The organism is Streptomyces sp. NPDC035033, assembly GCF_040636735.1.
GTDB lineage: Bacteria > Actinomycetota > Actinomycetes > Streptomycetales > Streptomycetaceae > Streptomyces.
On sequence record NZ_JBEZUZ010000021.1, the window covers coordinates 14611 to 39670 of the forward strand.

Annotated in this window: 19 protein-coding genes and 1 riboswitch; of the genes, 6 read left to right on the forward strand and 13 right to left on the reverse strand. The window is 73.9% G+C overall.

Annotation, left to right across the window (positions count from 1 at the left end):
- Positions 1–38: 38 nt before the first annotated feature.
- From AB0E83_RS11635 to AB0E83_RS11645, 3 genes are read right to left on the reverse strand one after another with little or no spacing between them, the layout of a single operon-like run.
- Positions 39–1244, reverse strand: a complete 1206-nt coding sequence (locus AB0E83_RS11635; protein ID WP_362109130.1) for a nucleotide pyrophosphatase/phosphodiesterase family protein — start codon at positions 1242–1244, stop codon at positions 39–41.
- Positions 1244–1843 carry a DUF5998 family protein gene (locus AB0E83_RS11640; RefSeq protein WP_362109131.1) on the reverse strand — a complete coding sequence of 200 codons (600 nt, stop codon included), beginning with the start codon at positions 1841–1843 and terminating at the stop codon, positions 1244–1246. Before AB0E83_RS11640 ends, AB0E83_RS11635 begins: the two co-directional genes overlap by 1 nt.
- A 39-nt stretch (positions 1844–1882) precedes the next feature.
- Positions 1883–4849, reverse strand: a complete 2967-nt coding sequence (locus AB0E83_RS11645; RefSeq protein ID WP_362109133.1) for a GNAT family N-acetyltransferase — start codon at positions 4847–4849, stop codon at positions 1883–1885.
- 206 nt (positions 4850–5055) lie between these two features.
- Here AB0E83_RS11645 and AB0E83_RS11650 point away from each other — a divergent pair, with 206 nt between their 5' ends.
- Positions 5056–5337, forward strand: a complete 282-nt coding sequence (locus AB0E83_RS11650) for an HPr family phosphocarrier protein (protein WP_362109135.1) — start codon at positions 5056–5058, stop codon at positions 5335–5337.
- 178 nt (positions 5338–5515) lie between these two features.
- Here AB0E83_RS11650 and AB0E83_RS11655 read toward each other — a convergent pair whose 3' ends face one another.
- The 4 genes from AB0E83_RS11655 to AB0E83_RS11670 form a co-directional block, all read right to left on the reverse strand.
- On the reverse strand, positions 5516–6199 hold the full coding sequence (locus AB0E83_RS11655; RefSeq protein WP_362109137.1) for a GntR family transcriptional regulator: 684 nt from the start codon (positions 6197–6199) through the stop codon (positions 5516–5518).
- Positions 6200–6415: 216 nt separating this feature from the next.
- Complete coding sequence (locus AB0E83_RS11660) at positions 6416–7186, reverse strand: M23 family metallopeptidase (protein ID WP_362109139.1); 771 nt, start codon at positions 7184–7186, stop codon at positions 6416–6418.
- An 8-nt stretch (positions 7187–7194) separates the two neighbouring features.
- Positions 7195–7355, reverse strand: a riboswitch (cyclic di-AMP (ydaO/yuaA leader).
- A 197-nt stretch (positions 7356–7552) separates the two neighbouring features.
- A complete protein-coding gene (locus AB0E83_RS11665; protein ID WP_362109226.1) occupies positions 7553–8917 on the reverse strand; it encodes a pitrilysin family protein in 1365 nt (454 codons plus the stop codon).
- Positions 8918–8943: 26 nt separating this feature from the next.
- Positions 8944–10293 (reverse strand): pitrilysin family protein, encoded by a 1350-nt coding sequence (locus AB0E83_RS11670; RefSeq protein WP_362109141.1) that lies wholly within the window; start codon positions 10291–10293, stop codon positions 8944–8946.
- Positions 10294–10475: 182 nt separating this feature from the next.
- Here AB0E83_RS11670 and AB0E83_RS11675 point away from each other — a divergent pair, with 182 nt between their 5' ends.
- On the forward strand, positions 10476–12935 hold the full coding sequence (locus AB0E83_RS11675) for a DNA topoisomerase IV subunit A (RefSeq protein ID WP_362109143.1): 2460 nt from the start codon (positions 10476–10478) through the stop codon (positions 12933–12935).
- Positions 12936–13021: 86 nt separating this feature from the next.
- Here the strand turns inward: AB0E83_RS11675 and AB0E83_RS11680 are convergent, their stop codons facing one another.
- Positions 13022–13690, reverse strand: coding sequence for a TetR/AcrR family transcriptional regulator C-terminal domain-containing protein (locus AB0E83_RS11680; protein WP_362109145.1), 669 nt, complete (start codon positions 13688–13690; stop codon positions 13022–13024).
- A 93-nt stretch (positions 13691–13783) separates the two neighbouring features.
- On the opposite strand from AB0E83_RS11680, the gene AB0E83_RS11685 reads away from it, so the two are divergent.
- Positions 13784–15250, forward strand: a complete 1467-nt coding sequence (locus tag AB0E83_RS11685) for an FAD-dependent monooxygenase (protein WP_362109147.1) — start codon at positions 13784–13786, stop codon at positions 15248–15250.
- A gap of 8 nt (positions 15251–15258) precedes the next feature.
- Here the strand turns inward: AB0E83_RS11685 and AB0E83_RS11690 are convergent, their stop codons facing one another.
- Positions 15259–16308 carry a GTP-binding protein gene (locus tag AB0E83_RS11690; protein WP_362109149.1) on the reverse strand — a complete coding sequence of 350 codons (1050 nt, stop codon included), beginning with the start codon at positions 16306–16308 and terminating at the stop codon, positions 15259–15261.
- A gap of 250 nt (positions 16309–16558) precedes the next feature.
- Between AB0E83_RS11690 and AB0E83_RS11695 the strand changes: the two genes are divergently transcribed.
- On the forward strand, positions 16559–18268 hold the full coding sequence (locus AB0E83_RS11695; RefSeq protein WP_362109151.1) for a sensor histidine kinase: 1710 nt from the start codon (positions 16559–16561) through the stop codon (positions 18266–18268).
- Entirely contained in the window at positions 18265–18945 is a 681-nt protein-coding gene (locus tag AB0E83_RS11700) for a response regulator (RefSeq protein ID WP_362109153.1), read from the forward strand. Before AB0E83_RS11695 ends, AB0E83_RS11700 begins: the two co-directional genes overlap by 4 nt.
- A 15-nt stretch (positions 18946–18960) precedes the next feature.
- Here the strand turns inward: AB0E83_RS11700 and AB0E83_RS11705 are convergent, their stop codons facing one another.
- The 3 genes from AB0E83_RS11705 to AB0E83_RS11715 all read right to left on the reverse strand — a co-directional run bounded on the left by AB0E83_RS11705 (position 18961) and on the right by AB0E83_RS11715 (position 23324).
- The gene (locus AB0E83_RS11705) at positions 18961–20553 is read right to left on the reverse strand and encodes a cation acetate symporter (protein ID WP_362109155.1); all 1593 of its coding nucleotides are present in this window, start codon (positions 20551–20553) and stop codon (positions 18961–18963) included.
- A complete protein-coding gene (locus tag AB0E83_RS11710) occupies positions 20550–20933 on the reverse strand; it encodes a DUF485 domain-containing protein (RefSeq protein ID WP_362109228.1) in 384 nt (127 codons plus the stop codon). The genes AB0E83_RS11705 and AB0E83_RS11710 overlap by 4 nt, the downstream gene beginning before the upstream one ends.
- A gap of 273 nt (positions 20934–21206) precedes the next feature.
- Entirely contained in the window at positions 21207–23324 is a 2118-nt protein-coding gene (locus AB0E83_RS11715) for a DNA topoisomerase IV subunit B (protein ID WP_362109157.1), read from the reverse strand.
- 435 nt (positions 23325–23759) lie between these two features.
- Here AB0E83_RS11715 and AB0E83_RS11720 point away from each other — a divergent pair, with 435 nt between their 5' ends.
- Positions 23760–23990: a hypothetical protein gene (locus tag AB0E83_RS11720; RefSeq protein WP_030495106.1), complete on the forward strand. Its 231-nt coding sequence runs from the start codon at positions 23760–23762 to the stop codon at positions 23988–23990.
- A gap of 140 nt (positions 23991–24130) precedes the next feature.
- On the opposite strand, the gene AB0E83_RS11725 is transcribed toward AB0E83_RS11720, so the two are convergent.
- A complete protein-coding gene (locus tag AB0E83_RS11725; RefSeq protein ID WP_362109159.1) occupies positions 24131–24952 on the reverse strand; it encodes a serine protease in 822 nt (273 codons plus the stop codon).
- Between the last annotated feature and the right edge of the window lie 108 nt (positions 24953–25060).

The following is a 25060-nucleotide window of genomic DNA, read 5'->3' on the forward strand; positions in this document are numbered from 1 at the left end:
TTCGGGTCGGGGTACGGGTACGGGGCGGGCGCGGAGCGTCAGGGACGGACTTCGAGGAGCGGCACGTGCTGCTCGGCGGGGGTCATCGACCCGTGCATGCCGGCCATCCGGGTCTCCAGCGGCTCGCCGACGGAGGCGACGAGGGCCGCGTCCTCGTGGGCGGCGGCGACGACGTCGCCGATCCGGCCGTACACCCGCTCGTCGACCGTGTCGCCGAACCAGCCGAGGGCGATGGCCTCGTCGCGGCCCGCCACCCAGAACTGCTCGCCGAGGACCTCGCGCCAGCAGGTGAGGACGTCGGCCTCGGCGCCGGGGACGGCGTAGACGTGCCGGGCCCGGCCCTCGCCGCCGAGGAGGGCGACGCCGGCGCGCAGCTCCCAGTCCTCGTCGACGTCGATGCGGTGCTCCTCGTCGAAGGGGACGTCGACCATGCCGTGGTCGGCGGTGACGTACAGCGCCGAGCGGGCGGGCAGCTGCTCGGCGAGCCGCTGGACCAGCCGGTCGACGAGCATGAGCTGGCCGCGCCAGGCGTCGGAGTCGAGGCCGAAGCGGTGCCCGGCGCCGTCGAGCTCGCTGTAGTACGTGTAGACCAGCGACCGGTCGCCGGCGGCCAGCTGCTCCGCGGCGAGGTCCATCCGCTCCTCGCCGGAGAGGCGTCCGTGAAACGTTCCGCCGCTCAGCGCGATCTGGGTGAGCGGGGTCTGCTCGAAGATCGGGGAGGTCACCTGGGCGGTGTGGATCCCGGCCTCGTGGGCCTGCTGGAAGACGGTCGGGTACGGCTGCCAGGCCTTCGGCGCGGTCCACGGCCGCCACTTGAGCTGGTTCATCAGCTCGCCGGTCTCGGGGTTGCGGACGGTGTAGCCGCCGAGGCCGTGGGCGCCGGGCTGCCGGCCGGTGCCGACGGAGGCGAGCGAGGTCGCGGTGGTGGCGGGGAAGCCGGCGGTGAGCGGCCGGCCGGTGCCGCCGCGCGAGGTGCCGAGGAGCGAGGTCAGGTACGGGGCCTCGTCCGGGTGGGCCAGGATCTGCTCCCAGCCGAGGCCGTCGACGAGGAAGACGCAGACGCGGTCGGCCGGGGTCAGCTCGGCGATCCGGGCCTCGAAGCCGGGCACGCCCTGTCCGGCGACGAGGGTCGGCAGCAGGTCGCCGAGGGAGCCGGAGCCGTACTCGGGCACCGGGGCGGTCTCCGGGGCGAGCGGGACCGGCTCGTCCGGCCAGCCGTGGGAGACGGAGGTCGGCTGCGCCATCAGCGGCCGGCCGTCGGGGCGGTGGCCGCGGTGGCCTCGGAGAGGGCCTGGGCGAAGGTGAGGGTCTGCCGGACGGTGTCGGGGCCGTCGCCGGCCTCGCTGACGCGCAGGCTGAGGTCGTCCGCCGTGGCGTTCCCGGTGTAGCCGTGGTCGGCGTCGCAGTTCGGGTCGCCGCAGGCGGCGGGCTCCAGGTCGATCCGGGAGACGGCGCCCCAGCCGATGGTGAGGACGACCTCGCGGGGCACCGAGCCCGGGGTGTACGACTCGGGGTTGGCGACGACCCGGCTGACCACGACCGACGAGATCCGGTCGAGCTTCACGGACTCGGTGGAGGTGGTGGCGTACGGGCTCGGGGAGCTGTTGTCGGCCGCCTGCTCGTCGGTGTGGCTGACGATGAAGCGGCTCGGGGTCAGCACGAGGACGGTGACGTGGCGCCGGACCTCGTTGGCGTCGAAGGTGGTCTCCTGGTGCACCACGTACGACGCGACGTCCTCGCCGCCGACGGCGGCCTCCACCGCCTCGGCCACGAGTGCCGGGTAGTAGCCGCTGCGCTCGATCGCCGCGCGCAGCCCCTGGGTCGTCGTACCGGTCTTCGCCATGGACTCCATCCTACGGGGCTGCGGGCACCCTCCGACCCTTCAGTAGCTTGGCAGGCGGCGCGGGCCGAGGTCGGTGGTGGGCGCGGGCGGGGCGAGCCGGACCGCGGCGCCGAGGACGGAGACGCCGCCGGGGGCGACCACGGCCGGTTCGAGGACGACGGAGACGATCTCGGGGTGGTCGTCGACCAGCCGGGAGACCCGGAGCAGCAGTTCCTCCAGGGCGGGGGTGTCGACGGGGGCGGAGCCGCGCCAGCCGAAGAGCAGCGGGGCGGTGCGGATGGAGCGGACCAGTTCGGCGGCGTCCCGGTCGGTGGCCGGGACCAGCCGGTGGGCGGTGTCGCCGAGCAGTTCGGAGGCGGCGCCGGCGAGGCCGAAGGAGAGCACGGCGCCGACGGCGGGGTCGATCGCGGCGCGGACCACGGTGTCCACGCCCCGGGGGGCCATCGCCTGGACGACCGGCTGGAGCTCCTCGGGCTTGCCGAGGGCCTCGGTCAGCTCGGCGTAGGCGGTGCGCAGCTGCTCCTCGGTCGCCAGGTCGAGCCGGACGCCGCCGAGGTCGGGGCGGTGGCGCAGGTGCGGGGCGGTGGTCTTGAGCGCCACCGGGTAGCCGAGCCGGGCGGCGGCCGCGGCGGCCTCGTCGGGGCCGGGCGCGGGCAGGGCGGGGCGGACGGCGATGCCGTACCGGCCGAGCAGCTCGCCGGCCTCGTCGGCGGTGAGGGTGACGCCGCGGGACTCCTGGCCGGCGCCCCGCTCGCCGAGCACCCGGTCGATGAGGGCGGCGGCGCCGGCCTCGTCGATGGAGTCGTACTCGGGCACCCGTCCCGGCTCGGCGGCCTGCCGCCGCCACTGCCCGTACCGCACGGCCGCGGCGAGCGCCCGCACGGCGCGCTCGGCGGCCGGGTAGGCGGGGATGTTCCGCGCGGGGGCGGGACCGGCGCCGGGGGCGTCGGGGGCGTCGGCCTCGGCGGTCGCGCCGGGGTCGGCGGGGGCACCGGGCTCGGCGGGACCGGCGGCCGGGGGCCGGGGGTCCTGGGGCGCGGCGGCCGGGCGGCGGGTGCGGGTGCTCGGGGGGCGGGTGCTGGTGGCGGCGGACAGGGCCTCGGCCAGGCCGCCCATCTCGACGTGCACGACCACGACCGGCTTGGCGGCGCCCGCCGCGCCGCTGCCGGCGACGGCCTCGCGGAGCGAGGCGGCCAGCACCTCGGTGGTGCCCTCGACGCCCACCCAGGGGATGGCGGTGACGACCACCGCGTCGCAGGAGTCGTCGGCGAGCGCGGCGGCGAGCGCGTCCCGGAAGTCGGCGGGGGTGGCGGCGGTCGTCAGGTCGAGGGGCCGCTGCGGGCGCATCCCCTCGGTGAGGCAGGCGTCGTACGCGAGGAGGCCGAGGGACTCGGAGTTGCCGAGGATCGCGACGCGCGGCCCGGCGGGCAGCGGCTGGCCCGCGAGCAGGACGCCGGCGTCGACGAGCTCGGTGACGGTGTCGACGCGGATGACGCCGGCCTGGCGCAACAGCGCGGAGACGGTGGCGTGCGGGACGCGGGTGACGGGGACCCGGTGGCCGGGCGGGGCGCTGCCGCTGTGGCGGGCGCCCTTGACGACGACGACCGGTTTGACGGCGGCGGTGCGGCGGGCGAGCCGGGTGAACTTGCGCGGGTTGCCGATCGACTCCAGGTAGAGGAGGACGACGTCGGTCGCGGGGTCGTCGTACCAGTGCTGGAGGAAGTCGTTGCCGGAGACGTCCGCGCGGTTGCCGGCGGAGATGAAGGAGGAGAGGCCGGCGCCGCGCCGGTGCAGCCCGGCGAGGAGGGCGATGCCGATGGCGCCGGACTGGGTGAAGAGGCCGATGCGGCCGGAGGCGGGCATCTCGGGGGCGAGGGAGGCGTTGAGCCGGACGTCGTCGGCGGTGTTGATGATGCCGAAGGCGTTGGGGCCGATGATCCGCATCCCGTACGAGCGGGCCTGCCGGACCAGCGCCCGCTGCCGCTCGCGGCCCTCGGGGCCGCTCTCGGCGTATCCGGCGGAGAGGACGACGAGGCCGCGCACCCCGTGCTCGCCGCAGTCGGCGACGACCTCGGGGACCCGCTCGGCGGGGACGGCGACGACCGCGAGGTCGACGGGGGCGCCGATGGCGGCGACGGAGGGGAAGGCGGGCACGCCGTCGAGGTCGGCCGTGGCGCCGAGCGCGGGGTTGACGGCGTACGCCTCTCCGGTGAAACCGGCCCCCAGCAGGTTCCGCAGCACCGTCCGGCCGACGCCGCCGGGGGCGCGGCCGGCGCCGACGACGGCGACCGAGCGGGGGGCGAGGAGGCGCTGCACGGAGCGGGCCTCGGCGCGCTGCTCCCGGCCGCGCTGGACGGCGAGGGAGCGGTCGGTCGGCTCCAGGTCGAGGTGGAGCCGGACGGAGCCGTCCTCGAAGCTGCGCTTCTGGGTGTAGCCGGCGTCCGTGAACACCTTGATCATCTTGGTGTTGGCGGGGAGCACCTCGGCGGCGAAGCGGCGGATGCCGCGCTCGCGGGCGACGGCCGCGATGTGTTCGAGGAGGGCGGAGGCGACGCCGCGGCCCTGGTGGGCGTCCTGGACGAGGAAGGCGACCTCGGCCTCGTCGGCGGGGGCGGAGGCGGGGCGGCCCCGGTCGTCGATGCGGTCGTAGCGGACGGTCGCGATGAACTCGCCGCCGACGGTGGCGGCCAGGCCGACCCGGTCGACGAAGTCGTGGTGGGTGAAGCGGTGGACGTCCTTGGCGGAGAGCCGGGGGTAGGGGGCGAAGAAGCGGTAGTACTTCGACTCGTCCGAGACCTGCTCGTAGAAGCTGACGAGCCGGTCGGCGTCGTCGGCGGTGATGGGGCGGACGCGCGCGGTGCCGCCGTCCCGGAGCACGATGTCGGCCTCCCAGTGGTCGGGGTAGGCGTGCTCCTCCGGGGCCGGGCGCTCCCCCGCCCCGCCCGGCCCGCCCGGCCCGCCCGTCCCGTCGCCCGGTCCGTCCGTCTGTTCCGACGCGCTCCGCATGGGGCACAGCCTACGGCGGGGGTGCGACACCGGCACCGTCCGCGCGCCCCCTCCTCGGCGGCACACGGCTCGCGCGCCCTTCCCGCCCCGTGCAAGGTGGGGAGGGCCGGACGTCGCACGGGTGCGGGACGAAGGTCGGCACGAGCACGCCGCATCCCGTGAGAGACTGGTCTAGACAACCCGCTGAAGACCTGAAGGGCAACACCATGGCTGAGCGCCGCGTCAACGTCGGCTGGGCCGAGGGCCTGCACGCCCGCCCCGCCTCCATCTTCGTCCGTGCCGCCACGGCCTCCGGTGTCCCGGTGACCATCGCCAAGGCCGACGGCAACCCGGTGAACGCCGCGTCGATGCTCGCGGTGCTCGGTCTGGGCGCGCAGGGCGGCGAGGAGATCGTGCTCGCCTCGGACGCCGAGGGCTCCGAGGCCGCGCTGGACCGCCTCGCCAAGCTGGTCGCCGAGGGTCTCGAGGAGCTCCCCGAGACGGTCTGACCCAGCGGGTCGTCCCCGGCTCTCCCGGACGGCCGTGTTCCCGGAAATTCCCGGCGGACACGGCCGTCCGGCATTTCCGGGACCCCGGCCATCCACCGCTTCCGGACCTTGAATTCCCCTTTTCCGGGCAGCACGGAAAAGGCTCTGGAATAGCCGCTCTTTTTATACGGCGCCCGTGTTAATTCCGGACGCTCGCCGTGTTGACGGCATGTTGCGAAACCCTCACACGCCCCCGCTCCAGCCGTTTCAGCCGGTGCAGCGGGAGGGCGTGCTCCACGTGGAGCGCGGTCAGCGCGCGGGCCCGCTCGGCGTCCCCGCGCGCGAGGGCGTCCACGATCGCCCCGTGCTCGGCCCACGCCTCGACGGGCCGCTCCGGCCGGTCGACCACGTACATCCAGGCGATCTTGTGCCGCAGCTGGGTGAGCAGGGCGGTCAGGGCCGGGCTGCCGGACGCCTGCGCGAGCGTCTCGTGGAACCAGCCGCCGAGCGCCCGCAGGTCCTCGCCCTGCCCCTGCCTGGCCCGCTCCTGCCCCAGCCTGACCAGGCCGCGCAGCACCTTGAGGTGCGCCTCGGTCCGCCGCTGGGCGGCCCGCGCGGCCCCGAGCGGCTCCAGCAGCGACCGTACGTCGAGGAGGTCGGCGGCCTCCTGGTCGGTGGGCTCGGCGACCTGGGCGCCGGCATGCCGCCGGCTGACGACGAAGCCCTCCGACTCCAGGGTGCGCAGGGCCTCGCGGACGGGGACGCGGGAGACGCCGTAGCGGCGCGCCAGCTGCTCCTCGGTCAGCCGGCTGCCGGGCGCGAAGACCCCCGAGACGATGTCGTCCCGAATCGCCGTGCATACCGACTGCGCGGGAACCCGCATCTTCCGACCTCCGCTTCCGATCCGCGCGCACCGAATTCGAGCGACGCCTTTTCAGTGACTCTAGCGACGCCTGTCAAGCGACTCCATTGCAGCACACCGGAAATTCCGAAGCCCCCACGGAATTCGGCCGGTACAGGGCAGCGAAAAGGCCCCGGCTCGCCAGGAGCCGGGGCCTTTCGGCGCGAAGGGGACGCGCAGCGGGTCAGAGGCGGCGGGTCAGAGGCTGACGCCTCGGGCGCGGAGGTACGCGACGGGGTTGATGTCGGAGCCGTACTCGGCGGTGGTCCGGGCCTCGAAGTGGAGGTGCGGGCCGGTCGAGTTGCCGGTCGAGCCGGAGACGCCTATCTGCTGGCCGGGCTCGACGGTCTGGCCGACGTAGACGCCGATGGACGACAGGTGGCCGTACTGGGTGTAGGTGCCGTCGTTCATCCGGATCACGATGTTGTTGCCGTACGCGCCGCCCCAGCCGGCCTCGACGACGGTGCCGGAGCCGACGGAGACGACCGAGCTGCCGTAGGCGGCGTGGAAGTCGACGCCGGAGTGGCTGCCGGAGGACCAGAGCGAGCCGCCGGTCTGGTAGCCGGTGGAGACGTACGAGCCGGCGACCGGGAGGTTGAAGGAGGCGAGCCGGCGGCGCTCGGCCTCGCGGGCGGCGCGCTCCTTCTCCTCGCGGATCTCCTGGGCGCGGGCCTCGGCCTTGCGCTTCGCCTCGGCGCGCGCCTTGGCCCGGGCCTCGGCCTCGGCGACCTCCTGCTCCTGGGCGGCGACCTGGGCGCTGATCTGGTCGGCGATGGACTCGTCGGCGATCACCTGGGTGAGGCCGGTGTCCTCGGCGGAACGGTCGTCCGTGTCGGCGGCGAGCGCCGGGGAGGCGAGGGTGCCGACGACGCCGGTGGTGGCGAGGGCGGCCACGCCGGCGATGCCGGCGCCGCGGCGAGCCAGACGGCTCGCACCACGATGCTTCCCGGTGGCACGGGTGAACGCCAAGGCTGTTCCTTTCCTTCCTTCTCGCCTACCGGGTTAGCTGACGGGTTCGGAGCAGGAAGGTCTCCTACGGGCCCCTCCGCGTGGCGAAGGCGTCCGATTCACCCCAGGGACTGGGTGGGTCCCCGGCTCCCCGGGCTCGCGCCTGACGGGGACTCGGCGATGACTGTCCGGTGCCGCGGGTGCGGCGCGTGCGTCGGCCGGACAGCCGGGACGACGCTAGGCCGGACGGATGTCAATCGCCAAACAGACGCGCCGATTTGTAAGACATGCCACAAGGCATATGATCACCGTTGACTCGATAACGGACAAAGCGGAGGTCTCCGGCGTTTCTTCACGCTGGAGACCTCCGCCCGGGCTGACTCCGGGTCAGCTCACCACGGTCACCTCGCCGATGCCGAGGGCCCGCACGGGCTCCTCGATCTGCGACGCGTCGCCCACCAGGACGGTGACGAGCCGGTCCACCGGGAAGGCGCTGACGACGGCGGCCGTGGCCTCGACCGTGCCGGTCTCGGCGAGCCGCGCGTACAGCCGCGCCTGGTAGTCGTCCGGGAGGTGCTGCTCGACCTGGTCGGCGAGGGTCCCGGCGACCGAGGCGGCCGTCTCGTACTTGAGCGGGGCCACGCCCACCAGGTTCTGCACGGCGACGTCCCGCTCGGCGTCGGTCAGACCGCCCTCGGCGAGGGTGCGGAGCACCTTCCACAGGTCGTCCAGGGCCGGACCGGTGTTGGGGGTGTCGACCGAGCCGCTGATGGCGAGCAGCGAGGCGCCGTGCCCCTCGCCGTCCGAGCGCAGCACCTGGCCGAAGGCGCGCACGCCGTACGTGTACCCCTTCTCCTCGCGCAGGACGGCGTCCAGACGGGACGTCAGGGTGCCGCCGAGGCAGTAGGTGCCGAGGACCTGCGCGGCCCAGACCGCGTCGTGCCGGTCCGGGCCGACCCGGCCGATGAGCAGCTGGGTCTGGACGGCGCCGGGGCGGTCGACGATGACGACCCGGCCGGTGTCGTCGCCGGTGATCGGCTCCATCGGGCGCGGAGCGGCGGGCTTGCCGGTCCAGCCGCCGAGCGTCTCGGCGAGGACCTCGTCCAGGTCGACGCCGGTGAGGTCGCCGACGACGACCGCGGTGGTGGCGGCGGGCCGCACGTGGGCGTCGTAGAAGGCGCGGACGGCGTCGGCGTCGATGGCCTCCACGGTCTCCTTGGTGCCCTGGCGCGGCCGGGAGATGCGGGCGGTGGCCGGGAAGAGCTCCTTGTAGAGCTGCTTGGCGGCGCGGCGGCTCGGGTTGGCGGCCTCGTGCGGGATCTCGTCCAGCCGGTTGGCCACCAGGCGCTTGACCTCGTCGGCGTCGAAGGCCGGGGAGATCAGGGCCTCGGCGACGAGGCCGAGCGCCTTGGGGAGCCGGGAGACCGGGACCTCCAGGGAGACCCGGACGCCGGGGTGGTCGGCGTGCGCGTCGAGGGTGGCGCCGCAGCGCTCCAGCTCGGCCGCGAACTCCTCGGCGCCGCGTTCGGTGGTCCCCTCGGAGAGGGCGCGCGCCATGATGGTGGCGACGCCGTCCAGGCCCTCGGGCTCGGCGTCCAGCGGGGCGTCGACGAAGATCTCGACGGCGACGACCTGCTGGCCGGGACGGTGGCAGCGCAGCACGGTCAGCCCGTTGTCGAGCGCGCCGCGCTCGGGGGCCGGGAAGGCCCACGGCCTGGCCGCGCCGGCCTGCGGCCGCGGGTGGAACTCCATGCTGGTCAGAGACACGGCGGCGTCGGTCACTGGTCCGCTCCCTCTTCGTCGTCGCCCTCGGCGCTGTCTTCGGTCTCCACCGGCTCGTACACCAGCACCGCGCGGTTGTCGGGGCGCAGCCGGGCGGCGGCCACCTCGCGGACCTCGTCGGCGGTGATCGCGAGGACGCGGTCGACGGCGGTCAGGGCGAGCTGCGGGTCGCCGAACAGGACGGCGAAGCGGCACAGTTCGTCGGCGCGGCCGGCCACCGTGCCCAGCCGGTCGAGCCATTCGCGCTCCAGCTGGGCCTGGGCGCGCTCCATCTCCTCCGCGGTCGGGCCCTCGGCGGCGAAGCGGGCCAGCTCCTCGTCGACGGCCGCCTCGATGGCGGGGACCTCGACGCCGCCGGAGGTCTTGACGTCCAGCCAGCCGAGCGAGGGGGCGCCGGCGAGCCGGAGCAGGCCGAAGCCGGCGGCGACGGCGGTGCGGTCGCGGCGGACCAGCCGGTTGTGCAGGCGGGAGGACTCGCCGCCGCCGAGCACGGTGAGGGCGAGGTCGGCGGCGTCGCACGCGCGCGTGCCGTCCTCCGGCAGCCGGTAGGCGGCCATCAGGGCGCGGGCCGGGACGTCCTCGACGACGACCTCGCGCAGCTGCCCGCCGATGACGTCCGGCAGCGAGCCGTCGCGGGGCGCGGGCTTGCCGTCGTGGCCGGGGATGGAGCCGAAGTACTTCTCGATCCAGGCGAGGGTCTGCTCCGGGTCGATGTCGCCGACGACGGAGAGGACCGCGTTGTTGGGCGCGTAGTAGGTCCGGAAGAACTGACGCGCGTCCTCCAGGGTGGCCGCGTCCAGGTCCGCCATCGAGCCGATGGGGGTGTGGTGGTACGGGTGGCCCTCGGGGTACGCGAGCGCGGTGAGCCGCTCGAAGGCGGTGCCGTACGGCACGTTGTCGTACCGCTGGCGGCGCTCGTTCTTCACGACGTCGCGCTGGTTCTCCATCGACTCGTCGTCGAGGGCGGTGAGCAGCGAGCCCATCCGGTCGGCCTCCAGCCAGAGGGCGAGCTCCAGCTGGTGGGCGGGCATGGTCTCGAAGTAGTTGGTGCGCTCGAAGCTGGTCGTGCCGTTGAGCGAGCCGCCCGCGCCCTGCACGAGTTCGAAGTGGCCGTTGCCGTGCACCTGCTTCGAGCCCTGGAACATCAGGTGCTCGAAGAGGTGGGCGAGGCCCGTGCGGCCCTCGACCTCGTGGCGCGAGCCGACGTCGTACCAGAGGCAGACCGCGGCGACCGGGGTCAGGTGGTCCTCGGAGAGGACCACCCGCAGGCCGTTCGCCAGCCGGTGCTCGGTCGCTGTCAGGCCGCCGGAGCCGGCCTCGGCCGTGGCCGTGTGACCCATGGGCATGTACGTCCCTTCGATCGCGATCGTGAAAAGTCCTGCCACTGTATGCAAGCGCGCCGACACCTGGCGAAGTTCCCGGAGTCCTCCGATGTCCCTCGTCCGGGTCGCGGTCCGCGTTGTCGGTGGCACGGTCCACAATGGTCCGCGTCAGATCAAGCTTTGTCGGAGAAGGAGCCGCAGCCGCGATGGCCCGCCGCAGCACGAAGACACCGCCGCCGGACGACGCGTACGAGGAGAGGATCCTCGACATCGACGTCGTCGACGAGATGCAGGGCTCCTTCCTCGAGTACGCCTATTCGGTGATCTACTCGCGCGCGCTGCCCGACGCCCGCGACGGCATGAAGCCGGTCCAGCGGCGCATCGTCTACCAGATGAACGAGATGGGCCTGCGCCCGGACCGCGGGTTCGTCAAGTGCGCCCGCGTGGTCGGCGAGGTGATGGGCAAGCTGCACCCGCACGGCGACGCCTCCATCTACGACGCCATGGTCCGCATGGCGCAGCCGTTCTCCATGCGCGTGCCGCTGGTCGACGGCCACGGCAACTTCGGCTCGCTCGGCAACGACGACCCGCCGGCCGCCATGCGGTACACCGAGTCGCGGATGGCCCCGGCCGCCCTGCTGATGACCGAGTCCATCGACGAGGACACGGTCGACTTCGCGCCCAACTACGACGGCCAGGAGCAGGAGCCGGTCGCGCTCCCCGCCGCGTACCCGAACCTGCTGGTGAACGGCGCCTCGGGCATCGCGGTCGGCATGGCGACCAACATGCCGCCGCACAACCTCGGCGAGGTGATCGCCGCCGCCCGCCACCTGATCCGGTACCCGAACGCGGACCTGGACGCGCTGATGCGCTTCGTCCCGGGCCCCGACCTGCCGACCGGCGGCCGGATCGTCGGCCTGAACGGCATCCGGGACGCGTACGAGTCGGGCCGCGGCACCTTCAAGATCCGCGCCACCACCTCGGTGGAGACGGTGACGGCCCGCCGCAAGGGCATCGTCGTCACCGAGCTGCCCTTCACGGTCGGCCCCGAGAAGGTCATCTCCAAGATCAAGGACCTGGTCGGTTCGAAGAAGCTCCAGGGCATCGCCGACGTCAAGGACCTCACCGACCGGGCCCACGGGCTCCGCCTGGTCATCGAGATCAAGAACGGCTTCGTGCCCGAGGCCGTCCTGGAGCAGCTCTACAAGCTGACGCCGATGGAGGAGTCCTTCGGCATCAACAACGTGGCCCTGGTGGACGGCCAGCCGCTCACCCTCGGCCTCAAGGAGCTCCTGGAGGTCTACCTCGACCACCGCTTCGAGGTGGTCCGCCGCCGCTCCGAGTTCCGCCGCGGCAAGAAGCGCGACCGGCTCCACCTGGTCGAGGGCCTGCTCGTCGCCCTCCTCGACATCGACGAGGTCATCCGGCTCATCCGGGAGAGCGAGAACTCCGCGCAGGCCAAGGAGCGCCTGATGGAGCGCTTCTCGCTGAGCGAGATCCAGACCCAGTACATCCTGGACACCCCGCTGCGCCGGCTCACCAAGTTCGACCGCCTGGAGCTGGAGACCGAGCGGGACCGGCTGACCGGCGAGATCGACGAGCTGACCGGGATCCTGGAGTCCGACGCGGAGCTGCGCAAGCTGGTGTCGGCCGAGCTGGCCGCGGTGGCGAAGAAGTTCGCCACCGACCGGCGCACGGTCCTCCTGGAGTCGGCCGGCGCGCCGGTCGCCGCCGTCCCGCTGGAGGTCGCGGACGATCCGTGCCGGGTGCTGCTCTCCTCGACCGGTCTGCTGGCCCGTACGGTCTCGGCGGAGCTGCCGCCGGCCGATCCGGACGCCAAGCGGACCAAGCACGACGTGATCGTCTCGTCGGTAGCGGCCACCCAGCGCGGCGACGTGGGCGCGGTGACCTCGGCGGGCCGGCTGCTGCGGCTCGCCGTCATCGACCTGCCGCAGCTGCCCGACACGGCGGCCGCGCCGAACCTGGCGGGCGGGGCGCCGCTGAGCGAGTTCCTCTCCCTGGAGGCGGACGAGACGGTGGTCTGCCTGACCACCCTGGACGAGTCCTCCCCCGGCCTGGCGCTGGGCACCCTCCAGGGCGTGGTCAAGCGCGTGGTTCCGGACTATCCGGCGAACAAGGACGAGCTGGAGGTCATCACTCTCAAGGAGGGCGACCGGATCGTCGGCGCGACCGAGCTGCGGACGGGCGAGGAGGACCTGGTCTTCATCACCTCCGACGCCCAGCTGCTGCGCTACCAGGCCTCCCAGGTGCGGCCGCAGGGCCGCCCGGCGGGCGGCATGGCGGGCATCAAGCTGGCGGCCGGGGCCGAGGTGCTGTCCTTCACGGCGGTGGACCCGGCGGCGGACGCGGCCGTGTTCACGGTGGCGGGCTCGTCGGGCACCCTGGACGGCGCCGCGGCCACCTCGGCGAAGCTGACCCCCTTCGACCAGTACCCGCGCAAGGGCCGGGCGACCGGCGGCGTGCGCTGCCAGCGCTTCCTGAAGGGCGAGGACGTGCTGCTCCTGGCCTGGGCGGGCGCGCTGCCGGCCCGTGCCGCGCAGAAGAACGGCACGCCGGTGGAGCTGCCGGAGCCGGACCCGCGCCGGGACGGCTCGGGCGCCCCGCTGCCGCGGGCGGTGGACGTGGTGGCGGGTCCGGCGAGCTAGCCGGCCGCACGCGATCCCGTACGCGAAGCCCCCCGCTCCGGCCAGGAGCGGGGGGCTTCGCCGTGCGCGCCCGTGCGCGCGTGCCGTCAGGCGCGGGCGGCGCCGGGGGCGTACACGGTCTCGATCCCGGCGACGATCAGCCGCAGCCCCTCCTCGAAGCGTTCGTCGTAGTCGGCGAAGATTTCCGCGCCGGCCGCCGCCGCGAGGGGGTACGCGGCGAGGCGCCGGGCCCGTTCCTCGATGTCGAAGCCCTCCCGGGGCTCCCCGGGCTGGGGCTCGGTGCCCTGCTCCTCGGTGACGAAGCCGAGCGTGTACATGTACGCGGTGGTGCTGGCCCGCACCGCCTCGCGCAGCGAGAACCCGGCGTCGACGAGGGCGCCGAGCTGGCGCTCCATGTCCTGGGCGTGGTCGGTGCCGGTGAACCGGGCGCCGCTGTAGACCTTGGCGCCGTCGCGGTAGCGCAGCAGTCCGGCGCGCAGGCCGCGGTTGGCGGCGAGCATCAGCTCCTGCCAGCTCTTCCCCTCGGTCTCCCGGGCGTCCGGATCGGCGGCCATGCGCCGGTACATGACGGTCGCCATCTCGTCGAGCAGGGCCTGCTTGTTCTTGAAGTGCCAGTACAGGGCCGGGGCCTGGACGTGCAGCTCCTGGGCGATGGCGCGGAGCGTGAGGCCCTCCAGGCCGCGTTCGTTCAGCAGCCGCAGGGCGGTCTCCGCCACCTGGCCGGGGTCGAGCTTGGTCGTCTTCTTGGTCGCCACCCCGTCACGGTATCCCCTTGACTCCTTAACGCCATTAAGGAGATGCTGTGACCACCGGCATTTAACAGCGTTAAGGACTGGAGGCGGTCACGCATGCCCAGGGACAGGGACACCGACGTCGTCATCACCGGAGCGGGCCCGACGGGCCTCGTCCTCGCCCTCGACCTCGCCCGCCGGGGCGTCCGGGCTCTCCTCCTGGAGCGGGCCGGCGGGCTCTTCCCCGGCTCGCGCGGCAAGGGGCTCCAGCCCCGCAGCCAGGAGGTCCTGGACGACCTCGGCGTCCTCCCCGGAGTGCTGGCGGCGGGCGGCCCGTACCCCCGCATGCTGGCCTGGGAGGGCGCCGAGCGGCGCGGCGAGTGGGAGATGATCGAGCGCTCCGAGCCCACCGAGCAGGTGCCGTACGCGAACACCCTGCTGATCCCGCAGTCCCGCACCCAGGAGCTGCTGCACGCCCGTCTGACGGAGCTCGGCGGCGGCGTCCGGTTCGGGGCCGGGCTCACCGGGCTCCGTCAGGACGGGGACGGCGTGTCGGCGGAGCTGAGCACCGGGGAGACCGTCCGGTCCGCCTTCCTGGTCGGCGCCGACGGCGGCCGGTCCACCGTCCGCCGGGCCCTCGGCATCGGCATGACCGGCGAGACCGTCGACCCGCGCCCGATGCTCGTCGCCGACGTGCGGATCGCCCCCGGGGCGGTGACCGACCGGGACCACTGGCACGTCTGGCGGACCCCGGACGGCGGGGTGGCGCTCTGCCCGCTGCCGGGCGGTGACGGCCTGTTCCAGCTCGCCGCCACCTTCGAGGACGCGGCCGCCGCCGTGGACACCACCCCGGAGGGCGTCCGCGCGCTCCTCGCCGCCCGGACGCCGCTGGCGGCCGGGGAGGTCACGGACGTGCCCTGGGCCTCGGACTACCGCGTCCGCGCGGCCCTGGCGGACCGGTTCCGGGACGGCCGGGTCTTCCTCGCGGGCGACGCGGCCCACGTCCACTCCCCCGCCGGCGGCCAGGGCCTCAACACCGGCGTCCAGGACGCGTACAACCTCGGCTGGAAGCTCGCCCAGGTCCTGCTCCACGGGGCGCCCGCCGCGCTCCTCGACAGCTACGAGGCCGAGCGCCGCCCGGTCGCGGCGGACGTCCTGGGGCTCAGCACGCGCCTGCACAGGGCGACGGCCGACGGCGAGGCCGGCCAGCGGGGCACGGAGGTCCGGCAGCTCGGCCTCGGCTACCGGGACTCGCCGCTCGCGGTGGACACCCGCCCGGAGGCGCCCGGGGACGCCCTGCGCGCGGGCGACCGCGCCCCGGACGGCCGCTGCGGCGGGGAGCGCCTCTTCGACCTCTTCCGGGGCCCGCACTTCACCCTGCTCGCGGTCGGCGGCGCCGAGCCGCCGGCGGTCCTGCCGGAGTCGGTCCGCGCGGCCCGGCTCCCGGCCTGCGAGCCGTACGGCACCGGTCTCTTCCTGATCCGCCCGGACGGGTACGTCGGCTGGGCCGGCGAGCACGCCGGACCGAGCCTCGACGCCTATCTGACGGCGGTCGGCCAGGCACCCGCGGGCGTGCGGTCCTGAGGCGGGCCCTACGCCTCTGCGGGCGGCTCGTCGCCCTGCGGCACGTACCGGAGGACGCCCCACATGCTGTGCTCGTCCGGGGCGTCCCCGGGCCCGTCCGCCTCGCAGGCGGCGAGCTCCTTGCGCAGGGCCGCTGCGTCGACGCCCGAGCCGATCAGGACCAGCTGCGAGAGGCGTTCCTCCCCGGCCGGCCACGGCTCCGGGTAGAAGCGCAGGAAGCGGCCGACCGCGTGCACCAGATAGCGGTGCTCGGGATCGGCGGCGCCGAAGTCCACGAAGCCCTTGAGGCGGTACAGCCCCTCCGGGCGCGAGTCGAGGAAGGCCATCAGCCGCCGGGGGTGCAGCGGCACCACCGTGGCCAGGGAGACGGTGTCGTAGGCGGCGTGCGCGTGCGCGTGGCCGTCCTCGTCGGCGTACAGGACGTCCTCGATCGACATCTGGCCGACGATCTCGCCCTCCGGGACGACCCGGTCGAAGAGCAGCTCGGGGTCGATCCGGCCGTGCGCCGTCTCGATCACCGCGGCCCGCCCCGCGAGCCCGGCCACGGTCTCCCGGACGGCCCGCAGCTCCTCCTCGGACACCCGGTCGGCCTTGTTGACCACGACCAGGTCGGCGAGGGCGAGGTGGCGGTCGGTCTCGGGGTGCCGCTCCCGGGTGGCGCCGAACTCGGCGGCGTCGACGACCTCGACGAGGCCGCCGTAGACGATCCGCCGGTTCTCGCTGGCGAGCACCATCCGGACCAGCTCCTGCGGCTCGGCGAGGCCGCTGGCCTCGATCACGATCACGTCCAGGCGCAGCTCGGGCCGGGTCAGCACCTCGAGGTACTCGTCCAGCTCGCTCGCGTCCACCGCGCAGCACAGGCACCCGTTTCCGAGGGAGACCGTGGACCCCACCTGCCCGGCGACGGTCATCGCGTCGATCCCGATGTCGCCGAAGTCGTTGACCATGACCCCGATCCGGGTCCCCCGGGCACCCCGCAGCAGATGGTTGAGGAGGGTGGTCTTCCCGGCTCCGAGAAACCCGGCGAGGACGACGACGGGGATCTGCTGCGCACTCAAGGAGCATGCCTTTCGCTGAACGGGGACGGGGACGGGGTGAGCGGGCGGGGTACGCGGGCGGAAGCGGGTTCCGGCGACGGCGCCCGCCCGGGACCGCCCACCGCCCGGACCGGCACCAGGATAGGCAGCCCGCCCCGCCCCGACCGGCCCCACGCGCGTGGGCGGCCCCGGGCACCCCGCGCCCGCGCTCGCCCCGGCCCCGCCCCGGCCGCATTTCCGGTCGCGCGGGCCGCCCCCGTACCGTTTCGGCATGACCAGCACCGCTCCGCACCCCTCCGCGCCGCCCACCGCGCGCCGGCGGCCCCGGCTGGGGTGGCCGCGGCGGGTGTTCTCGCAGGTGCTGCTGATGCAGCTGGCCGTGGCCACGGGCGTGACCGTGCTGGCCACCGGGCTCTTCCTGGCCCCGCTGAGCACCCAGCTCGACGACCAGGCCATGCGGCGGGCCCTGGCGATCGCGGAGACCATGGCCTCCCCCCGCACGGCCGCGGACCTGGCGGGCGGGCCGCCGTCGGCGACCGGACCGGTGCAGCGCGAGGCGGAGCGGATCCGGACGGCGACCGGCGCCGAGTACGTGGTCGTCATGGACACGCGCGGGGTGCGCTGGTCGCACACCGACCCCGCGCAGATCGGCCGGACCGTCTCCACCGACCCGAGCGAGGCCCTGGCCGGCCACGAGGTCATGGAGATCGACAGCGGCACCCTGGGCCGCTCGGCGCGCGGCAAGGCGCCGCTGCGGAACGCCGACGGCGGGATCGTCGGAGCGGTCTCCGTCGGCATCGAGTACGACAGCGTCCGCGACCGGCTCCTCTCCGCGATCCCCGGCCTCCTGGCGTACGCGGGCGGAGCGCTCGCGGCCGGCGCGCTGGCCGCGTACCTGATCTCCCGGCGGATCCAGCGGCAGACCCGCGACCTGGCCTTCTCCGACATCTCGGCGCTGCTCGCCGAACGCGAGGCGATGCTGCACGGCATCCGCGAGGGCGTGGTGGCCCTGGACCGGAAGGGTTCCGTACGGCTCCTCAACGACGAGGCCCAGCGCCTGCTCGGCCTCGGTCCCGAGGCCGCCGGACGGCCGCTCGACGCGCTCCTCGGCCCGGGCCGCACCGCGGACGTGCTGACCGGCCGGGTGAGCGGCGCCGACCTGGTGACCGTCCAGGGCCACCGGGTGCTGATCGCCAACCGGATGCCGACCGACGACGGGGGCGCGGTGGCGACCCTGCGCGACCGCACCGAGCTGGAGCGGCTGGGCCGGGAGCTGGACTCGACCCGCGGTCTGATCGACGCCCTGCGCGCCCAGGACCACGAACACGCCAACCGGCTGCACACCCTGCTCGGCCTCCTGGAGCTGGAGCTGTACGAGGAGGCGGCCGACTTCGTCACCGAGGTCGTCGGGGTGCACCGGGCGACCGCCGAGCAGGTGACCGAGAAGGTCCACGACCCGCTGCTCGCGGCGCTGCTCGTCGGCAAGGCGACGGTCGCCGCCGAGCGGGGCGTCTCGCTGCGGATCGCCCCGGACTCCCTGCTGCCCGACCGGCTGGTGGACCCGCGCGAGCTGGTCACCGTCGTCGGCAACCTCGTCGACAACGCGCTGGACGCGGCGGCCGGCTCCCCGGACGCCCGCGCCGAGGTCGCGCTGCGCGCCGACGGCCGCACGGTGGTGCTGCGGGTCGCCGACAGCGGGCCCGGCGTCCCCGAGGAGCGCCGGGAGCTGATCTTCACCGAGGGGTGGACGACGAAGGAGCCGCCCTCCCACGGCAAGCGCGGTCTCGGCCTGGCGCTGGTGCGGCGGCTCGCCGAACGGCGCGGCGGCACCGCGCGCGTGGCGGCGGGCCCGGCCGGCGGGGCGGAGTTCACGGTGGTCCTTCCCGACGCCCTGACCGAGCCCGACGCCCTGACCGAGCCCACCCCGCCGGCCCCGCGCCGGCCCGCGGACGCCGGCGCCGCCGAGGAGGGGTCCCGGTGATCGAGGTGCTCGTCGTCGACGACGACGTCCGCGTGGCGCGGGTGAACGCCGCGTACGTGGCCAAGCTGCCGGGCTTCCGGGTCGCGGCCACCGCCCACTCGACCGCCGAGGCGCTGACCGTCCTCGACGGCCGACCGGTCGACCTGGTCCTCCTGGACCACTACCTCCCCGACGAGAACGGCCTCGCCGCCATCCGCGAGCTGCGGGCCCGCGGCCACGAGTGCGACGTGATCATGGTGACCGCGGCCCGGGACGTGGCGACCGTCCGGGCGGCGATGCGGCACGGCGCCCTCCAGTACCTGGTGAAGCCGTTCAACTTCGCCGGGCTGCGCGCCAAGCTGGAGGCGTACGCGACGCTGCGCCGCGCCCTGGAGGGCGGCGGCGAGGCGGAACAGGCCGAGGTCGACCGGATCTTCGGGACCCTGGCGGCGGGCACCGTCGCCCCCGACCTGCCCAAGGGGCACTCCCCGACGACGGCCGAGCTGGTCCGCCGGGTGCTGCTGGCCGCCGACGGACCGCTCGCCACCCAGGAGCTCGCCGAGCGGGCGGGCGTCAGCCGCCAGACCGCCCAGCGCTATCTGAAGCTCCTCGAACGGGCCGGGCGGGTACGGCTCTCCCTCCGGTACGGCGAGACCGGCCGCCCCGAGCACCGCTACACCTGGGTCGCCTCGCCCTGACGCCCCGCGGCGCCGTCAGACGGCCCCGGCCCCGGTGAGCGCCCGGACCTCGGTCTCGGCGTGCCGCGCCTCGTCGGGCGGTTCGGGCGAGGTGACCGTGCCGAGCCAGCCGGCGAGGAAGCCGAGCGGGATGGAGACCACCCCGGGGTTCTGCAGCGGGAAGACGTGGAAGTCGACGCCGGGGAAGAGCGCCTCGGGGCTGCCGGAGACCACCGGCGAGAGCAGCACGAGGAGGACGGCGGGGACGAGTCCGCCGTAGACGGACCAGACCGCGCCCCGGGTGGTGAACCGGCGCCAGAAGAGCGAGTACAGCAGCACCGGCAGGTTGGCGGAGGCGGCCACCGCGAAGGCGAGGCCGACGAGGAAGGCCACGTTGAGGTCGCGGGCGAGCAGCCCGAGGCCGATCGCGGCGGCGCCGATGACGGCGGCGGACACCCGCGCCACCGTGACCTCGCGGTACTGCTTCCCGCCGGGCCGGCGCAGCGAGGCGTACAGGTCGTGGGCGACGGAGGCGGAGGAGGCCAGGGTGATCCCGGCGACGACGGCGAGGATGGTCGCGAAGGCGACGGCGGCGACGACCGCGAAGAGCACCGTGCCGCCGGTGGAGTCCGCTCCTCCGCCGAGGTCGAGCGCGAGCAGCGGCACGGCCGTGTTCCCGGAGGCGCTGGAGGCGCGGACCTCGTCGGAGCCGATGAGGGCGGCGGCGCCGAAGCCGAGGACGATCGTCATCAGGTAGAAGCCGCCGATGAGGCCGATGGACCAGACGACGGAGCGGCGGGCGGCCTTCGCGGTGGGCACGGTGTAGAAGCGGGACAGGATGTGGGGCAGTCCGGCGGTGCCGAGGACGAGGGCGAGGCCGAGGCTGATGAAGTCGAGCCGGGCGGTCCAGTCGCCGCCGTAGCGCAGCCCGGGGCCGAGGAAGGCGTCGCCGTGCCCGCTGCGCTCGGCGGCGGTGGTGAGCAGGCTGTTCACGTCGCCGTGGAAGCGGACCAGGACGAGGACGGTGAGGGCGACGGTGCCCGCCATCAGCAGCACGGCCTTGACGATCTGGATCCAGGTGGTGGCCCGCATCCCGCCGAGCGTCACGTAGATCACCATCAGCGCGCCGACGCCGACGACCGTCCAGGTGCGCGCGGCCTCGCCGGTGCCGCCGAGGAGGAGGGCCACCAGACTGCCGGCGCCGACCATCTGGGCCACCAGGTAGAGCACCGAGACGGCGACGGAGGAGGTGCCGGCCGCGATCCGTACGGGCCGTTCGGCCATCCGCGCGGCGACGACGTCGGCGAGGGTGAAGCGGCCGCAGTTGCGGACGAGTTCGGCGACGAGGAGCAGCACCACCAGCCAGGCGACCAGGAAGCCGACCGAGTAGAGCATGCCGTCGTAGCCGTAGAGCGCGATGAGGCCCGAGATGCCGAGGAAGGAGGCCGCCGACATGTAGTCGCCGGCGATGGCGAATCCGTTCTCCATCGGCGAGAAGAGCCGGCCGCCGGCGTAGAACTCCTCGGCCGAGCCGTGCCGGTCGCGGCTCACCCAGGTGGTGATGGCGAGGGTCACGGCGACGAAGACGCTGAAGAGGACCAGGGCGAGCGTCTGGTGGTCTCCGGTCACCACTGTCCGGCCCCCCTCGTCATCTCCTGGGTGTCCCAGCGCAGTTCGAGCGCGGCCCGGTCCCGGCGCAGCCGCGCGTGCCGGGCGTAGGCCCAGGTGAGCAGGAAGGTGGTGAGGAACTGGCCGAGGCCGGCGATCATCGCCACGTTGACCGCGCCGGCCACCGGGCGGGCCATCAGGCCGGGGGCGGCGGTGGCGGCGACGACGTAGGCGAGGTACCAGAGGAGGAAGGCGAGGGTGGCGGGGAAGGCGAACCGCCGGTAGCGGCGCCGTACCTCCTGGAAGGCGGGGCTGCGCTGGACCTCCAGGTAGATCTCGGCCGCACCGGGCGTCCGGTGCGCGGTCCCGTCGCCCCGCCGGCGCGGGAGCTCCGGACGGATCCCTCCCGCCCCGTCGTCCCGTGCCCCCGCACGCGCCTGCTCGTCCAGTTGTTCCACCGGTCAGCTCTCCTTGTCAGCGAACCGTTTCGGCCGCGTGCCCAAGGATGGGCAGAGCGGACAGATTCCGGACTCTTCTCCCTCCGGTCTTCACCCCATCAGGTGACAGTTCGCCCCGGTGGCCTGACCGTGCCGTGCCGATAGGCGTATGGACGCCACCGGCCCGGCCCCGCGGTGCGGGGGCCGGGCCGGGGCGGTACGGGCCGGTGGCGCGGGTCAGGCGTCGATGCGCGAGCGGTCGAGCGTCGCCGCCGAGCTGGTGATGAACTCCTTGCGCGGGGCCACGTCGTTCCCCATCAGCAGGTCGAAGACCGTCTCGGCCGCGTCCAGGTCGCCGATGTTGATCCGGCGCAGCGTGCGGTGGCGCGGGTCCATCGTGGTCTCCGCGAGCTGGTCGGCGTCCATCTCGCCGAGGCCCTTGTAGCGCTGGATGGAGTCCTTGTAGCGGACGCCCTTGCGCTGGAACTCCAGGAGCGTCTGCCGCAGCTCGCTGTCGGAGTACGTGTACACGTACTTGTCCTGGCCCCGCTTGGGCTGGACCAGCTCGATCCGGTGCAGCGGCGGCACGGCGGCGAAGACCCGGCCGGCCTCGACCATCGGGCGCATGTAGCGCTGGAAGAGGGTCAGCAGCAGCGTCCGGATGTGGGAGCCGTCGACGTCGGCGTCGGTCATCATGATGACCTTGCCGTAGCGGGCCGCGTCGATGTCGAAGGTGCGGCCGGAGCCCGCTCCTATGACCTGGATGATCGCGCCGCACTCGGCGTTCTTCAGCATGTCCGAGACGGACGACTTCTGGACGTTGAGGATCTTGCCGCGGATCGGCAGCAGCGCCTGGAACTCGCTGTTCCGGGCGAGCTTGGCGGTGCCGAGCGCGGAGTCCCCCTCGACGATGAAGAGCTCGCTGCGCTCGACGTCGTCGCTGCGGCAGTCGGCCAGCTTGGCCGGGAGCGAGGAGGTCTCCAGGGCGGTCTTCCGGCGCTGCGCCTCCTTGTGCTGGCGGGCGGCGATCCGGGTGCGGGCGGCGGCGACGGCCTTCTCCAGGACGGCCCTGGCCTGGGCCTTGGCGTCCCGCTTGGTGGAGGTCAGGAAGGCCTTGAGCTCCCGCGCCACCACGTTCGCCACGATCCGGCGGGCGGCCGAGGTGCCGAGGACCTCCTTGGTCTGGCCCTCGAACTGCGGCTCGGCGAGGCGGACGGTGACGACGGCGGTCAGGCCCTCCAGGGCGTCGTCCTTGACGATGTCGTCCTCGGCGACGCGCAGCAGCTTGGCCGAGCGCAGCACCTCGTTCACCGTCTTGGTGACGGCCTGCTCGAAGCCGGAGACGTGGGTGCCGCCCTTGGGGGTGGCGATGATGTTCACGAAGGACCGGACCGTGCTGTCGTAGCCCGTGCCCCAGCGCAGGGCGACGTCCACGCCGAGCTCGCGGGTGACCTCGGTGGGGGTCATGTGGCCGCGGTCGTCCAGGACCGGGACGGTCTCCTTGAAGGTGCCCTGGCCGGTGAGGCGCAGCACGTCGCAGACGGCCTTGTCCTGCGCGAGGTACTCGCAGAACTCGCTGATGCCGCCGTCGAAGCGGAAGACCTCCTCGCTCTTGCCGATCCCCTCCAGGTCCCGCTCGTCGCGGACGACGATGGTGAGGCCGGGCACGAGGAAGGCGGTCTGGCGGGCGCGCTGGTGCAGCGTCTCCAGGGAGAGCTTGGCGTCCTTGAGGAAGATCTGGCGGTCGGCCCAGTAGCGGATCCGGGTGCCGGTGCGGGTCTTGGGGACGCGCTTGCCCTTGGTCAGCCCGTTGCCCGGGTCGAAGGGGCTGTCGGGGCCCTGCTCGGTGAAGATGCCGGGGACGCCGCGCCGGAAGCTGATGGAGTGGGTGGCGCTGTTCCGGTCGACCTCGACGTCGAGACGGGCCGAGAGCGCGTTGACCACGGAGGCGCCGACGCCGTGGAGACCGCCGGAGGCCGCGTACGAGCCGCCGCCGAACTTTCCGCCGGCGTGCAGCTTGGTCATGACGACCTCGACGCCGGACAGGCCGGTCTTGGGCTCGATGTCGACCGGGATGCCGCGGCCGTTGTCCCGCACCTCGACGGAGCCGTCGTCGTGCAGGATGACGTCGATGTGGTCGCAGTAGCCGCCGAGGGCCTCGTCGACCGAGTTGTCGATGATCTCCCAGAGGCAGTGCATCAGGCCACGGCTGTCCGTGGACCCGATGTACATTCCGGGGCGCTTGCGGACCGCTTCGAGCCCTTCGAGGACGAGCAGGTGCCGCGCGGTGTAGTTGGAACCGTCACGGTCTGCGGTCAGCAGCGCACTCGACGGCACGGACGTTTCGGCGGTCACGCGGTTCGCTCCTCGCTGAATTTGAAATCTTGCCCGATGGGGTGAGTACCGGCGTCGCTCACCGCTCAGAGAGTACCGATCCCTGGTAGAGCCGTTGAAACGCCACCCTCTCGGGTTCCTCATGCTAGTCCAGGCTCGCATAGATGTTCGATCCCTCGAAGGGGTGACGCGAACATCACGTTCCCTTCCCGGCATGAACCATCTAGGCTCCGGGCACGTCCTCATCAACAACCGGCAACCCCGCCGGGAGGACGACGGCACACCACAGCAACGCGAAATCCGTAGAGCGACGCAATACGGCTCATTCGCCGCCAACCGGCAGCAGACAGCCACCTTGGGAAAAAGTTTCAAGGAAAAGCCACGAGCGGGAACGTTTTCGGCCTGGTTGGATGTTGACCCTGGTACGACAGCTCGTCGAGCTAGAGAAGAGGCGACGTGACTACTGTTCTGACCCCCGCGAGCCCCCTGACGGCCGCTGACCGCTGCGACCGCTGCGGCGCCCAGGCTTACCTGCGTGTCGTCCTGGCCAGCGGAGGTGACTTGCTCTTCTGCGCCCACCACGGGCGCAAGTTCGAGCCGGAACTCAAGAAGATCGCCGTTGAGATACAGGATGAGACGGACCGGCTCACCGACGTGCCGGCCCGCACGGTGGGCGACGAGCACTGACGCCGCGCAACCACGACGAGCTCAGGGCCGGTCGCTGACCGGACGACGGGCGGTCACCCCCTCGACCAGGGGGTGGCCGCCCGTTCTCGTCCTCCCGGCCGGCCTCGGGCAGGAGCCCCGCCCCGGGGCCGTACGGTCCCTCAGAGACGCTCGGACAGCACCGCCGACACCCGGGTGTAGACCCCCGGGTGCTCGGCCTCCCCACAGCCGCTGCCCCATGACACCAGTCCCACCAGCAGGCCCCGCGCCACCAGCGGGCCGCCGCTGTCGCCCTGGCAGGCGTCCCGGCCTCCCCGCGGGTCGCCGGCGCAGAGCATCGTCTCCTTGCGGTACGAGACGCCGCGGAAACCGCCCGGGTACGCCCGCTCACAGGCCGTGTCCGGGAGGACCTGGACGCGCGCCGCGTGGAGCGAGGAGGCGTAGCTCCCGCGCCCGGTCGTGTCGCCCCAGCCGTACACCTCGGCCGCCGTCCCGGGCTTCTCCGCCTCGTTCCCGGGCCGGGCCACCTCGATGACGTAGGACTGCGGCAGGGGCTCGGCCAGGGTGAGCACGGCGAGGTCGCCCGAGTTGGTCGACGGGTCGTAGGCGGGGTTCACCCAGGTGTCGGCGATCCGCACCTCCTGCCCGCCCTGCCCGCGCAGCGCGGTCCGGCCCGCGATCACCGAGAAGTCCCGCAGCTGCCAGGGCTCGCCCCCGAGCACGTCGCGGCCCAGGCAGTGGGCCGCGGTGAGCACCTTGGCGGGCGCCACGACGACGCCCCCGCAGAACTGGCCCGCCCGCGTACCCCCGAACCGGTCACGGCTGGACAGCGCCACCACCCAGGGCGCGTCGGCGATCGCGGTCGGACTGCCGCCCACCACGACGCCGTCCGCGGCGGCGGGGGCGGCGCCGGCCACCTGTCCGGCCGCCGCCACGGCCAGACCCAGGGCGCCCGTCAACACTCGGGCGAAAGGACCACGCATGGAGCCTCCTGACTCTCCGCTGACATCCATTCACCCAGCGTCCAGCACGGACCGGCCCCCTGCACCCGCGCAAAGGCGAAGGGCCCGGTCCCCGGGCGGGGAACCGGA

Coding starts and splice junctions, on each gene's coding strand:
- AB0E83_RS11635 (WP_362109130.1), bottom strand. CDS start 1,244: ATGGCGCAGCCGACCTCCGTCTCCCACGGCTGGCCGGACGAGCCGGTC.
- AB0E83_RS11640 (WP_362109131.1), bottom strand. CDS start 1,843: ATGGCGAAGACCGGTACGACGACCCAGGGGCTGCGCGCGGCGATCGAG.
- AB0E83_RS11645 (WP_362109133.1), bottom strand. CDS start 4,849: ATGCGGAGCGCGTCGGAACAGACGGACGGACCGGGCGACGGGACGGGC.
- AB0E83_RS11650 (WP_362109135.1), top strand. CDS start 5,056: ATGGCTGAGCGCCGCGTCAACGTCGGCTGGGCCGAGGGCCTGCACGCC.
- AB0E83_RS11655 (WP_362109137.1), bottom strand. CDS start 6,199: ATGCGGGTTCCCGCGCAGTCGGTATGCACGGCGATTCGGGACGACATC.
- AB0E83_RS11665 (WP_362109226.1), bottom strand. CDS start 8,917: ATGGAGTTCCACCCGCGGCCGCAGGCCGGCGCGGCCAGGCCGTGGGCC.
- AB0E83_RS11670 (WP_362109141.1), bottom strand. CDS start 10,293: ATGCCCATGGGTCACACGGCCACGGCCGAGGCCGGCTCCGGCGGCCTG.
- AB0E83_RS11675 (WP_362109143.1), top strand. CDS start 10,476: ATGGCCCGCCGCAGCACGAAGACACCGCCGCCGGACGACGCGTACGAG.
- AB0E83_RS11685 (WP_362109147.1), top strand. CDS start 13,784: ATGCCCAGGGACAGGGACACCGACGTCGTCATCACCGGAGCGGGCCCG.
- AB0E83_RS11695 (WP_362109151.1), top strand. CDS start 16,559: ATGACCAGCACCGCTCCGCACCCCTCCGCGCCGCCCACCGCGCGCCGG.
- AB0E83_RS11725 (WP_362109159.1), bottom strand. CDS start 24,952: ATGCGTGGTCCTTTCGCCCGAGTGTTGACGGGCGCCCTGGGTCTGGCC.